A 12,160-nucleotide genomic window follows, 5' to 3' on the forward strand; every position below is an offset into this window, starting at 1 on the left:
CCCGGCCCGCAGCATCCGTCGCGGCGACCGCAGTGGCTCCGCCGCCCGCGGTGGCTGCGGCGTCCGCTCTGGCTGCGACCCGGACGCGCCCCTGGACCCTGCGCCGCCGGCTCGTGCTCGCCGTCGTCGGGCTGCTCGCCCTCGTGAGCATCTCGATCGGTGTCGTGAGCGTCACGGTGCTGCGCGCCAACCTGCTCGCGGGCCTCGACCAGCAGGTGAGCTCCGCCGCCGAACGGTCGCACTCGATGCTCGAGGGCCGCCGCGACAACGACCTCGGCGCCGCGCTGCCGGTGTTCGTGCCCTCCGCGAGCGTCATCCTCAACGGCCCCGGCCAGCCGGGCACTCTCGCCCTCGTCTTCTACGATTCCACGCTCACGGCCGGCTACACCGACGACACCGGCACGATCGTCGCACTCACGGCCCACCAGGTCGACCTCCTCGTGCAGAAGGCCGATATCCTCGCGAGCCAGACCGGTACCGCGCAGCCCGTCACCGTCGACCTCGGCGGCGATGTCGGCAACTACCGGATCCTCGCAAGTTCGAGCCGCACCGGCACCCTCTCGATCGTCGGCCTCCCGCTCAGCACGGTCGACGGCACCGCGACGCAGCTCGCCATGATCATCGGCGTCGTCTCCCTCGCTCGGTCAGTTCATCGTCGTCGCGATCCTGCGATGTGGATCGTGCGCCTCGCACTTCGCCCGCTGCAGCGCGTCACGGCAACGGCCGCCCGCGTCTCGGAGCTCCCGCTCGACCGCGGCGAGGTCAGCCTCGTCGACCGGGTCCCCGCCGCGGACACCGACCCCCGCACCGAGGTCGGCCAGGTCGGCTCCGCGCTCAACCGCATGCTCGACCACGTCGACCTCGCCCTCGAGACCCGGCAGGCGAGCGAGAACAAGGTACGGCAGTTCGTCGCGGATGCGAGTCACGAGCTCCGCACGCCCCTCGCCTCGATCCGGGGTTACTCCGAGCTCACCCGGCGCTCCGGCCAGGAGCTGCCGCCGGACGCCCTGCATGCCCTCAGCCGGATCGAATCCGAGTCGGTTCGGATGACCGGGCTCGTCGAGGACCTTCTGTTGCTCGCCCGCCTCGACGAGGGCCGCGAACTCGAACACGGCACCGTCGACCTCACGAGCCTGCTCGTCGACGTCGTCAGCGATGCGCACGCGGCCGGCCGAGACCGGGTGCTCAACCTCGAGCTTCCCGATGAGCCGATCCAGGCCATTGGCGACACGCCCCGGTTGCACCAGGTCTTCACCAACCTGCTCGCGAACGCGCGCATCCACACCCCGCCGGACACGACCGTCGAGGTCGCGCTGTCCGAGCAGGACGGCCGTGCGATCGTGACCGTGACGGATGACGGCCCCGGCATCCCGGCGAACCTGCAGACGACCCTCTTCGAGCGTTTCGCCCGCGGCGACAGCTCGCGGTTCCGCGGAACCGGAAGTACCGGACTCGGCCTCGCCATCGTCCAGGCTGTCGTGACCGCGCACCAGGGAGAGGTCACGGTGTCGAGCCGGCCGGGCCGCACCGAGTTCCGAGTGTCGCTCCCGCTCGCCTGACCCGCGGCGTGGCGCGGGCTACGGGGTGTTGAGCTGGGCGAGGAGCGTGGCGAGCTGGTGCAGGTCGTCCGTCGGCCAATCGCTCAGGCGCTTGTGCACGATCGCGGTCTCACCGTTTCGTACGGCGTCGAGTTTGGCCCGTGCCAGGTCTGTGACGGCGAGGAACCGGGCGCGGCCGTCGTCCGGGTCGACTTCCGTGCGCACGAGACCGAGTTCGCAGAGCTGCTTCGCCTGGCGGCTGATCACGCTCTTGTCCACGTAGAGCGCAGCGGCGACCGCGCTCGAGTGCGTCGGCCCGTAGCGCTCGATGTGGCGCAGGAGCTTGAACGCGAACGGCTGCAGCGACGCGTCGATGAAGAGCGCGGCATCCCGCATGCTCGCCCGGATCAACCCGGCGAGCACGCTCAGCTGCTCCTCGACCTCGGCGATCGCCGTCGCCGACTCAGCGCCCGGTGCGTCCTCCCGCTCGTCGGTGTGCGTGGACGCTGTCGGAGTCCCCTGGATCATGGTCACAGACTACTGACTCTGTGCGCGCCGGGCTGGTCGTCCCGCGGCAGGTGAATCACCCCGGTCGGGTTGTTGAGCCCGGCGGGGGCGAGGCCGGCGGATGCCGCGCTCACCTCGATCAGGATGTCTTCCATCTCCTCGACCTCGGTTTCGCGCTCGGCAGCGCGCCCGGCTTTGTCCTCTGCGGCGCGCTCCGCGGCAGTCACGCCGGTGTGCCCGGCCGACGTGCCGTCCCCGGAACCTTCGCGGGCCCTGGCAATGCCCGTCTTCCGGCCGAGGGACGCGTTCGGCAGCAGGGTGACCATCACGAGGGTGATCACGGCGAGCGGGATGCCGAGAAGGAAGACCGTGCCGACGCCGGACCCGTACGCGGATTCGACGAGGGTGCGCACCGCGGCCGGGAGGTCCGCGATGCGCGGGATGGCGCCGGAGCCGAGCGCGCTCGCCGCGGCCATCTTGTCGGCGGCGCTGAGCGCGCCGACGCCGTCGGTGATGTGCTGCGCGACCGCCGTGCCGAGCACGGAGCCGAGCACCGAGACGCCGATCGTTCCACCGAGGCTGCGGAAGAAGGTGACGCTGCTCGTGGCGACGCCGAGGTGCCTGACCTCGATCGAGTTCTGCACGACGAGCACGAGGTTCTGCATCAGCATGCCGAGGCCGGAGCCGAGCACGAACATGTAGACGCCGACGAGCACGAGATCGGTCCGGTAGTCGAGGGTCCCGAGGAACAGCAAGCCGACGATCACGAGCGCTCCGCCCGAGACCATGATCGCCTTCCACTTGCCCGTGCGGCTGATCAGGGTGCCGAACGTGACCGAACAGATCAGGTAGCCGCCCATCATCGGGATGGTCAGCAGGCCGGACTGGGTCGGCGTGGCTCCCCGGGCGAGCTGCATGTACTGGCTGAGGAAGACGGAGGTGCCGAACATGGACACGCCGACCGAGATGCTCGCGATCACCGCGAGGGTGAAGGTGCGGTTCTTGAACAGGGTGAGCGGGATGATCGGCTCGCTGACCGTGAACTCCACGAACACCGCGGCGACGAGCAGCACGACAGCGCCGCCGACCATCAGGAACGAGGGCACGGATGCCCACTCGAACTGGGTGCCGGCGATGGTCACCCAGATCATCAGGAGCGACATGCCCGCAGTGATGAGGATCGCGCCGAGGTAGTCGATCTTGACGACCCGCTTGACCCTGGCCGGGAGGTGCAGGGTGCGCTGCAGCAGGATGATCGCGAGGATCGCGACGGGCAGTGCGATAAAGAAGTTCCAGCGCCAGCCGAAGGCGTCCGTCACGACACCGCCGAGGAGCGGACCGCCCACGGTGCCGAGGGCGAGGACCGCGCCGAAGAGACCGGCATAGCGGCCGCGGTCACGGGGGCTGATGATGTCGGCCATGATGATCTGGCTGAGCGCGGCGAGGCCGCCGGCGCCGAGGCCCTGCAGCACCCGGAAGCTGATCAGGGTGCCGGTGTTCTGCGAGAAGCCCGCGAGTGCGGAACCGAGGACGAACACCACGAGGGAGAGCTGGATGAGCAGCTTGCGGTCGAAGAGGTCGGCGAACTTGCCCCAGATCGGCGTGCTCACGGTCGTCGCGAGCAGGGTCGCCGTGACGACCCAGGTGTATGCGGACTGGTCACCGTGCAGGTCGGAGAGGATGAGCGGCAGCGACGTGCTGACGACGGTCCCGGCGAGGATCGAGACGAACATGCCCATCAGCAGGCCGGAGAGGGCCTCGAGTACCTGCCGCTTCGACATCGGCGTGTCCGAGTCGCGGTGGGGGAGGGGCTGCCGGTCCTGCGGGTTCTGCGGTGGAGCGGTACGAACGGATGAAACGCGAGACATGAAACTCCTGGGGCGTGTAATTGACAAGCATCAACTATATCTCGATAGTGGACTCAGGTCAACTACCTATGCCGTTCCGCTCACGGGCTGAGGGGCGGATGCCGCGATTTGCGCCCGCCAGCGGCATCCGTTACAGTGAACGAAGCCAAAGACCGCCGGTTGTCGCTGCCCAGTAATGGACGGTGACCGAAGGTTCACTCATGTGAACAGCCCGCGCAGGAATCGAAGTTCAGTTTCAGTTCGCAAGGACTGCTCAGCTCCGGCGCTTGCGCTGGGGCTTTTTCATGTCTGCGCCCCGGGCTACCGGCACATGAAACCAAGAGGAGCGCCATGGCGAACAAGGAAGCAACGGTCGCCGAGCTGACGGAGAAATTCCAGAGCTCGACCGCCGTTCTGCTCACCGAGTACCGCGGTCTCACTGTTGCGCAGCTCAAGACGCTGCGCGTTTCCATCAGTGCGGACGCCACGTACGCCGTGGTAAAGAACACGCTCACCAAGATTGCGGCCAACAACGCCGGCATCACGTCGTTTGACGACGAACTCGCCGGCCCGTCCGCCATCGCCTTCGTGCACGGAGACCCCGTCGCCGTCGCGAAGACCCTGCGTGCCTTTACCAAGGCAAACCCTCTCCTGGTAGTGAAGGGTGGTTACTTCGACGGTAGCCCGCTCACTGCCGAAGAGGTAGGCAAGCTCGCCGACCTCGAGTCCCGTGAAGTGCTGCTGGCCAAAGCTGGCCGGCGCGTTCAAGGCCTCGCTGTTCGGAGCCGCATATCTGTTCAACGCACCGCTTTCGAAGGCTGTTCGCACCATCGAAGCACTGCGTGAGAAGCAGGAGTCCGCGAACCAGGCATAGGCCTGCTAGCGGTGAGTAACTAAGAAACTATAGGGAGAATAATCATGGCAAAGCTTTCCACCGAAGAATTGCTCGAACAGTTCAAGGGCCTGACCCTCATCGAGCTTTCCGAGTTCGTCAAGGCGTTCGAGGAGACCTTCGAGGTCACCGCAGCAGCCCCCGTCGCCGTCGCCGGTGCCGCTGGCCCCGCCGCCGCCGTTGAAGAGGTCGAAGAGCAGAGCGCCTTCGACGTCATCCTCGAGTCCGTTGGCGACAAGAAGATCCAGGTCATCAAGGTTGTGCGCGAGCTCACCAGCCTGGGCCTCGGCGAGGCCAAGGCCGTTGTCGATGGCGCGCCGAAGGCCGTCCTCGAGGGCGTCACGAAGGAAGCCGCCGAAAAGGGCAAGGCTTCCCTCGAGGCCGCCGGCGCCACCGTCACCCTCAAGTAGTCGGGCCCCCAGGGGGTTCACTCGAGGTCGACAGGCGTCAGCCGTTCGATTCGCAACACGCCGAGGGCGTCGCATCCACTGGATGCGGCGCCCTCTGCTGTTCAACCCGACCGAACCCGGGCGCGGGCCGATGTCCATAGCCGGGCTATGGACATAGATAGCCAAGCTATGTACAGTGGGGGAATGCCTTCTGACCTTCCCGCACTCCTCGGTGACCTGATCACCGTGAACCACCGGCTCACGCGGGTCGCCGCCCACGCCGCGGACAGCCGGGAGTCGCCGGCCGTCTGGCGCACCCTGAGCGTGCTCCGCCAGCTCGGCCCGATCCGCCTCGGCGAGATCGCCGCCCGCAGCCGCATCTCGCAGCCGACCGCGACCAAGCTCGTCGCACACCTCGTCGAACGCGGCTGGGCCGCCCGTCTCGCCGACCCGCTCGACGCCCGCGTCACGAGCACCGTGATCACTGCTGCCGGCGACGCAGCGCTCTCCGCCTGGCGCAGCGAACTCGCCGAAGCCCTCCTGCCGATGTTCGACGGGCTGGCGGATGCCGAGCTCGCCACGATCCGCAACGCCGCGACAGCCTGCGCGAACGCCTCGACCGGCAGCGAGGTGCCCGTGGAGCGGGTGACTACCGCGGCCGTCACTACGGCACGTGTGCCTGCGTCTGAGCCTGGCCGTCCGGCCGGAGCCCGCGCATGAGCCGCGTGACCGCGCTGGCGGAACACGGAACCCCTGCCGCAACCGACGTGCAGGGACGACGGGAAGGCGCCGGCAGCATCCTGCACCAGCCGACCGCGGTCTGGGCCGTCGCCTTCGCGTGCGTGATCGCGTTCATGGGCATCGGCCTCGTCGACCCGATCCTGCCTGCGATCGCCCGCGACCTCGCCGCGAGCCCGACCCAGACCGAGATGCTCTTCACGAGCTACCTCGTGATCACCGGGATCGCGATGTTCTTCACGAGCTGGCTGTCCAGCAGGATCGGCGCCAAGCGCACCCTGCTGATCGGCCTCGCGCTCATCATCGTGTTCGCGCTCGCCGCCGGCCTGTCGCAGAACGTCGAGACCATCATCGGCTTCCGCGCCGGCTGGGGCCTCGGCAACGCCCTCTTCATCTCGACCGCGCTCGCGACCATCGTCGGCGCGGCATCCGGAGGCACGTCCTCGGCGATCATCCTCTACGAGGCGGCCCTCGGGCTCGGCATCGCGATCGGCCCGCTCATCGGCGGGCTGCTCGGCAGCATCAGCTGGCGCGGGCCCTTCTTCGGCAGTGCGGCGCTGATGGCGATCGGCTTCGTGGCGATCATCGGGATGCTGAAGAAGGAGCCGCAGAAGCCCGCGCCGATCCGGCTGTCCGCACCCTTCCGGGCGCTCGCCCGGCCGGGGCTCGGCATCCTCGCGAGCGCGGCCCTGTTCTATAACATCGGCTTCTTCGTGCTGCTCGCGTACACGCCGTTCGCGCTCGTGCCGCTCGGCCTGGGCAGTGCGATCACCCTCGGCCTGGTCTTCTTCGGCTGGGGCATCTCGCTCGCCGTCACCTCGGTCTGGGTCGCCCCGCTCCTGACCAGGCGGATGCGCCGCAGCCGGGTGCTCTGGCTCGTGCTGCCCCTGCTCGCCCTCGACCTCGCGGCAGCGGGCGTGCTGATCGGCTCGGCCACCGGTGTCGTCACGTGCGTCATCGTCGGCGGGCTGCTGCTCGGCGTGCTCAACACCGTGCTCACCGAATCCGTGATGGAGGCGACCGACCTGCCGCGCCCGGTAGCGTCCTCCGCCTATTCGGGCGTGCGGTTCCTCGGCGGGGCGATCGCGCCGCCTGCCGCAACCCTGCTCGCGGAGTTCTTCGGGCCGGCGGTCCCGTTCTACGCCGGGGCGGCATCCGTTCTCGTGGCCGTCGCGATTCTCGTGCTCGGCCACCGCCACCTCGCCCGTGCTGACGGTGCGATGGAGGACGAGCTCGAAGAGGCAGAGGCGATCGGCGCCGGAGACAGCTAACTGCGTGGCCGGTGCGGGCCGCTCGTGCTCGACCGGATCACGAGGTTCGTCGGCAGCACCGTGAGGTATCCGTCTTCCTCGAGCCGCGCGTCCGCGTCCGTCGGGCGCGCGAGTTCGGTCAGGAGCGCGCTCACGGCGAGGCGTCCCTGCCTGCGTGGATGCTGCTCCAGGGTCGTGAGGCGGAACATGTCCGCGTACGGATGCCCGTCGATGCCGATCACGGACAGCTCGGCCGGCACCTGGATGCCGAGTTCCCGCGCCGCGACGATGACGCCGATGGCGATTTCGTCGCTCGCGGCGAAGATCGCGGTCGGACGGGTACGCGGGTCGCCGAGCACGGACAACCCCACATCGTAGCCGCCGGGCATGCTGAATTCACAGGGGTAGAAGCATCGGTCCGTCGAGCGGCCTGCGTCGCGCATGGCAGAGTAGAAGCCACTCAGGCGCTGGCTGTGCACCCGGAAGTCCATCTCGTCGATCGGATCTCCGCCGACGTGCACGACGTCGACGTGGCCGAGGCCGAGCAGGTGTTCGGTCGCGAGCCGCGCTGTCGCGACATCGTCGATCGCGATCGTGTGCACGTCCCTGATCGGCCCGCCGATGCCGATCAACGGCCTCCCGAGGCGGTGAAGTCGATCGACCTCCGCCTCGCTCAAGGCGACGCCGACAGAGATGACCCCGTCGAACCGCTTGCGAGCGAGGAAGTACTCGAAGACGCTGTCGCGTTCGGCGGACGCTGCCGGGAGATTGTAGAGCGTCATGTCGTAGCCCTCTGCGAGCAGGGCCTGTTCCAGGCTCTCGAGCACCTCGGAGAAGAACCACCGGCTGATGAACGGGATGATCACGCCGACGTTCTTCGTGCGCCCGGTCACGAGGCTCGCGGCGTTCGGCGAGGCGACGTAGCCGATCTCCTCGCGGCCGCGACGACCCGGAGCCGCGTCGCCTCCGAAACGTAACCGCGACCGCTGAGTGCGCGGGATGCCGTCGCTTTTGCAACGCCTGCGAGGCGTGCCACGTCGGCGATTGCGCTCACGACTCGTCCTCCTTTGGATCGGTAACGAAAGAGTAGCGCTCCTTTCGCTGTTACTGGAACCGGTTCCAGCAGAAAGGGCTGAACTGTGACACTTTTAATGCCCGCGTGTGCGTGGTCGCGCGATCATCGCCGGAATCTTTGCGATTTCGTGACAAAGATTGTCTTGCCAATCCCGCTGACCTCCCGTAGTTTGTGATGTGGAACCGGTTCCTTACTTACGAAGGCAGGGGAATCGGATACCGGGCACGATCCCGTATTGCAGTTCTTGATTCCCGCAGTACATTCCCGCAACACAGTCCCGCATCACATTTCGGTACGTGAACCGCATAGCTCGCGTACCCGCATCACTCAATGAGGAGAAACGCATGAGCGTGAAGCAGCACCGCCGGCTCTATCTGCCGCTGGCCACCGCGGCCGTGGTCGGACTCGCCCTGACCGGATGCACAGGCGACATCGCCGCATCCAGTTCGTCGTCGTCCAACTGTGCCGACTACGCGTCCTACGGGACGTTCAAGGACAGCCCCGAGGTCAAGATCGGTGGCACCATCCAGGACGTCGAGGCCGATCGCCTCGTCAATTCCTGGGCCGACTTCCAGTCCTGCACGGGCATCAAGGTCACCTACCAGGGCACGAAGGAATTCGAAGCCCAGATCGCGGTGCTCGCCGAGGGTGGCAACGCTCCCGACATCGGCATCATCCCGCAGCCGGGCCTCTTCAACAAGCTCGCTGCTGCCGGCTTCCTCAAGAAGGCGCCGGCCGCCGTCGAGGCGAACGTCGACAAGTGGTGGTCGAAGGACTGGAAGGGCTACGGCACCGCAGCTGACGGCACCTTCTACGCCGCCCCGCTGATGGCGAGCGTCAAGGGCTACGTCTGGTACTCGCCCGCGGAATTCAAGGCCAAGGGCTACGAAATCCCGAAGACCCTCGATGAACTGACCGCACTCACCGCGAAGATCGCGGCCGACGGCGACCACAAGCCGTGGTGTGCCGGTGTCGGATCAGGTGACGCAACCGGCTGGCCGGGAACCGACTGGGTCGAGGACTACGTGCTTCGCCAGGCCGGCGCGGACACCTACGACAAGTGGGTCACGCACAAGATCCCGTTCAACGACCCCGCCATCGTGAAGGCGTTCGACTCCGTCGGTGCGATCCTCAAGAACCCGGACGACGTCAACGGTGGTCTCGGCGATGTCTCGTCGATTATCTCCACGCAGTTCGGCGACGCGGGCCTCCCGATCCTCGACGGTAAGTGCTCCCTGCACCACCAGGCCTCGTTCTACGAGGGCTTCTGGAAGAAGGCGGACGGCTCCGCGGTGACGGTTTCCCCCACGGGCGATGTCTACGCGTTCCTGCTTCCCCCGGTCAAGGCCGGCGGCGACCAGGCGGTCACCGGTGGCGGCGAGCTCGTCGGAGCCTTCAAGACGAGCGACGCGATCACCGCGACGCTCACCTACCTGTCCAGTGACACCTGGGCGAACAACCGGGTCAAGGAGGGCGGCGTGATCAGCGCCAACACCGGCCTCGACCCCGCGAACGCCTCGAGCGACCTGCTCAAGCAGAGCATCACCATCCTGCAGGACCCGAAGACGGTGTTCCGTTTCGACGGTTCCGACCTGATGCCCGGTGCCGTCGGCACCGACTCGTTCTGGAAGGGCATCGTGTCCTGGCTGAGCGGCGACAGCAGCCAGAAGGTCACGGACACCATTGAGGCGAGCTGGCCGAAGAGCTAGTTCCCCGGGGCATCCGCTAGCGGATGCCCCAACCGGGGCGGGGCCTGCCGAGAAGTCGGCGGGCCCCGCCACCCGCCTCCCGCACGACCGCACCACCTGCACCACCCACACGACCTCCACGCGACCCCTCGCACGACCGCTTCGCGCACGATTGAAGGGACCGGCCAATGACGACCGCAGACTTACTCGGAAAGATAATCCAGGTAGTGGGGGCACTGGCAGCGTTCGCGCTTGTCATCGGTCTCCTGCTTTTCCTGATAGACAGGGCGCCCAAACGCGGGCGCGACTATTGGCAGCTGACTTTCTTCATCGCGCCCGCCCTCCTCCTGCTGCTTGCCGGTTTGATCTACCCGGCATTCCGCACCTCCCTCCTGGCGTTCACCAACAGTTCGGGTGCCTATGTCGGCGCCGAGAACTTCGTCTGGATGTTCACCCAGCCGGCTGCTCTGATCACCCTGGGCAACACCCTGATCTGGGTTGTCGTCGTGCCGACGATCTCAACGGCCATCGGCCTCGGCTACGCGGTCTTCATCGACAAGTCCCGGGGAGAGAAATACTTCAAGGCCCTCGTCTTCATGCCGATGGCGATCTCCTTCGTCGGTGCCGGAATCATCTGGCGCTTCATCTACGACTACAAGTCGGGAGGAAGCGACCAGATCGGCCTCCTGAACCAGATCGTGGTCTGGCTCGGCGGCCAGCCGGTGCAGTGGCTCCAGACCTCGCCGATCAATACCTTCCTCCTGATCATCGTGATGATCTGGATCCAGACCGGATTCGCCATGGTCATCCTCTCCGCAGCCATCAAGGGGGTCCCGACCGAGCAGATCGAGGCCGCCGAACTCGACGGAACCAACGCCTGGCAGCGGTTCACCAACGTGACGATCCCCGGCATCCGCGGCTCGCTCGTCGTCGTGATCACGACTATCTCGATCGCCACCCTCAAAGTCTTCGACATCGTACGCACGATGACCGCCGGTAACTTCAACACGAGCGTCATCGCCAACGAGATGTACACGCAGGCATTCCGAGCCGGTGAGCAGGGCCGTGGCGCTGCGCTCGCGATCGTGCTGTTCCTGATGGTGCTGCCGATTGTCATCTACAACGTACGAATCATGCGCAAGCAGAGGGAGATCCGATGAGCGACAACGTAGTCGACCTGCCCATCGTCGGCACCAAGAAGAATGCCCTCGAGGTCGTCACCGTCGGCACCAAGTCGGCCAGGGTGAAACGGCGCCTCACATCGCGCACGGCGACGGTCGTGTCGCTCGTCATCGCGATCCTCTGGACGCTGCCGACCTTCGGCCTGTTCGTGTCCTCCTTCCGGCCCGCCGGGCTGATCACCACGACGGGGTGGTGGACCATCCTGCAGAACCCGGGCTTCACGCTCGACAACTACAAGGAGGTGCTGCTCTCCACCTCGCAGTCCTCCCCGCAGCTCGGCGCGTACTTCGTGAACTCCCTCGCGATCGCGATCCCCGCCACGATCTTCCCCCTCGTGATCGCCTCGATGGCCGCGTACGCCTTTGCCTGGATCAAGTTCAAGGGCAGTGGCGCACTCTTCGTGCTCGTGTTCGCGCTGCAGATCGTGCCCCTGCAGCTCGCGCTGATCCCGCTGCTCCAGATGTTCACCGCGATCCTGAAGCCCGGGCAGGAGGCGCTGCACCAGCTGATCCCGATGATCCCGGCGCAGAACTACCTGCCGGTCTGGATCGCGCACACGATCTTCGCGCTGCCGCTGGCGATCTTCCTGCTGCACAACTTCATCTCCGAGATCCCGAGCGAGGTCATCGAGGCGGCCCGTGTCGACGGCGCCAGCCACGGCCAGGTCTTCTTCCGGATCGTGCTGCCGCTCGCGGTGCCCGCGCTCGCGTCCTTCGCGATCTTCCAGTTCCTCTGGGTCTGGAACGACCTGCTCGTCGCCCTGATCTTCTCGGGCGGCACGCCGGATGTCGCCCCGCTCACGCAGCGCCTGGCCGAACTCACCGGTACCCGAGGGCAGGACTGGCAGCGCCTCACGGCCGCGGCCTTCGTGTCCCTGATCGTGCCGCTCATCGTGTTCTTCAGCCTGCAGCGCTACTTCGTGCGCGGCCTGCTGGCCGGCTCGACGAAGGGCTGACCAGGCCCGGGCATCCGCTCGAACAACAACTGTGCCCGTAACGGACACCTATGCCCCGCGCAACGGGAACAGGTGTCCGGAGCGGGCACAGTTGCGTGC

11 protein-coding genes and 1 pseudogene are annotated in these 12,160 nt (G+C 67.0%); 8 read left to right on the forward strand and 4 right to left on the reverse strand.

Annotated elements, in window-relative coordinates; genetic code table 11:
• Positions 1-32 precede the first annotated feature (32 nt).
• Positions 33-1,559 carry a sensor histidine kinase gene (locus tag RGU41_RS18470; protein WP_322137046.1) on the forward strand — a complete coding sequence of 509 codons (1,527 nt, stop codon included), beginning with the start codon at positions 33-35 and terminating at the stop codon, positions 1,557-1,559.
• 18 nt (positions 1,560-1,577) lie between these two features.
• On the opposite strand, the gene RGU41_RS18475 is transcribed toward RGU41_RS18470, so the two are convergent.
• Positions 1,578-2,066 (reverse strand): MarR family winged helix-turn-helix transcriptional regulator, encoded by a 489-nt coding sequence (locus RGU41_RS18475; protein ID WP_134446733.1) that lies wholly within the window; start codon positions 2,064-2,066, stop codon positions 1,578-1,580.
• A gap of 2 nt (positions 2,067-2,068) precedes the next feature.
• Positions 2,069-3,826, reverse strand: coding sequence for an MDR family MFS transporter (locus RGU41_RS18480; RefSeq protein WP_322137047.1), 1,758 nt, complete (start codon positions 3,824-3,826; stop codon positions 2,069-2,071).
• A gap of 417 nt (positions 3,827-4,243) precedes the next feature.
• Between RGU41_RS18480 and rplJ the strand changes: the two are divergent.
• The 4 genes and pseudogenes from rplJ to RGU41_RS18500 all read left to right on the forward strand — a co-directional run bounded on the left by rplJ (position 4,244) and on the right by RGU41_RS18500 (position 7,182).
• Positions 4,244-4,766 (forward strand): annotated as a pseudogene (gene rplJ, locus RGU41_RS18485) (50S ribosomal protein L10).
• A 44-nt stretch (positions 4,767-4,810) separates the two neighbouring features.
• The gene (gene rplL / locus RGU41_RS18490) at positions 4,811-5,194 is read left to right on the forward strand and encodes a 50S ribosomal protein L7/L12 (protein ID WP_134446737.1); all 384 of its coding nucleotides are present in this window, start codon (positions 4,811-4,813) and stop codon (positions 5,192-5,194) included.
• A gap of 183 nt (positions 5,195-5,377) precedes the next feature.
• Complete coding sequence (locus RGU41_RS18495) at positions 5,378-5,893, forward strand: MarR family winged helix-turn-helix transcriptional regulator (protein ID WP_322137048.1); 516 nt, start codon at positions 5,378-5,380, stop codon at positions 5,891-5,893.
• Positions 5,890-7,182, forward strand: a complete 1,293-nt coding sequence (locus RGU41_RS18500; protein WP_322137049.1) for an MFS transporter — start codon at positions 5,890-5,892, stop codon at positions 7,180-7,182. Before RGU41_RS18495 ends, RGU41_RS18500 begins: the two co-directional genes overlap by 4 nt.
• Here RGU41_RS18500 and RGU41_RS18505 read toward each other — a convergent pair.
• Together RGU41_RS18505 and RGU41_RS21110 are read right to left on the reverse strand one after the other, a co-directional pair.
• Positions 7,179-8,054 (reverse strand): substrate-binding domain-containing protein, encoded by an 876-nt coding sequence (locus RGU41_RS18505; RefSeq protein WP_322137050.1) that lies wholly within the window; start codon positions 8,052-8,054, stop codon positions 7,179-7,181. The genes RGU41_RS18500 and RGU41_RS18505 overlap by 4 nt on opposite strands.
• Positions 8,051-8,215, reverse strand: coding sequence for a LacI family DNA-binding transcriptional regulator (locus RGU41_RS21110; protein WP_416173172.1), 165 nt, complete (start codon positions 8,213-8,215; stop codon positions 8,051-8,053). Before RGU41_RS21110 ends, RGU41_RS18505 begins: the two co-directional genes overlap by 4 nt.
• Before the next feature lie 365 nt (positions 8,216-8,580).
• Between RGU41_RS21110 and RGU41_RS18510 the strand changes: the two genes are divergently transcribed.
• The 3 genes from RGU41_RS18510 (at position 8,581) to RGU41_RS18520 (ending at position 12,061) form a co-directional block, all read left to right on the forward strand.
• Positions 8,581-9,945: an ABC transporter substrate-binding protein gene (locus RGU41_RS18510; RefSeq protein WP_134446745.1), complete on the forward strand. Its 1,365-nt coding sequence runs from the start codon at positions 8,581-8,583 to the stop codon at positions 9,943-9,945.
• Positions 9,946-10,112: 167 nt separating this feature from the next.
• Entirely contained in the window at positions 10,113-11,084 is a 972-nt protein-coding gene (locus RGU41_RS18515; protein WP_134446746.1) for a carbohydrate ABC transporter permease, read from the forward strand.
• Positions 11,081-12,061, forward strand: a complete 981-nt coding sequence (locus tag RGU41_RS18520) for a carbohydrate ABC transporter permease (RefSeq protein ID WP_134446748.1) — start codon at positions 11,081-11,083, stop codon at positions 12,059-12,061. Before RGU41_RS18515 ends, RGU41_RS18520 begins: the two co-directional genes overlap by 4 nt.
• Positions 12,062-12,160: the final 99 nt, after the last annotated feature.

The sequence above is a fragment of the Cryobacterium sp. 10C3 genome, assembly GCF_034314285.1.
In the GTDB taxonomy this organism is placed as follows: Bacteria; Actinomycetota; Actinomycetes; order Actinomycetales; family Microbacteriaceae; genus Cryobacterium; species Cryobacterium glucosi.

Bases quoted from the DNA above. Each gene is read 5' to 3' on its own strand.
- RGU41_RS18520 (WP_134446748.1), top strand. From the start codon at position 11,081: ATGAGCGACAACGTAGTCGACCTGCCCATCGTCGGCACCAAGAAGAAT.
- RGU41_RS18495 (WP_322137048.1), top strand. From the start codon at position 5,378: ATGCCTTCTGACCTTCCCGCACTCCTCGGTGACCTGATCACCGTGAAC.
- RGU41_RS18515 (WP_134446746.1), top strand. From the start codon at position 10,113: ATGACGACCGCAGACTTACTCGGAAAGATAATCCAGGTAGTGGGGGCA.
- RGU41_RS18475 (WP_134446733.1), bottom strand. From the start codon at position 2,066: ATGATCCAGGGGACTCCGACAGCGTCCACGCACACCGACGAGCGGGAG.
- rplL (WP_134446737.1), top strand. From the start codon at position 4,811: ATGGCAAAGCTTTCCACCGAAGAATTGCTCGAACAGTTCAAGGGCCTG.
- RGU41_RS18480 (WP_322137047.1), bottom strand. From the start codon at position 3,826: ATGTCGAAGCGGCAGGTACTCGAGGCCCTCTCCGGCCTGCTGATGGGC.
- RGU41_RS18510 (WP_134446745.1), top strand. From the start codon at position 8,581: ATGAGCGTGAAGCAGCACCGCCGGCTCTATCTGCCGCTGGCCACCGCG.
- RGU41_RS18500 (WP_322137049.1), top strand. From the start codon at position 5,890: ATGAGCCGCGTGACCGCGCTGGCGGAACACGGAACCCCTGCCGCAACC.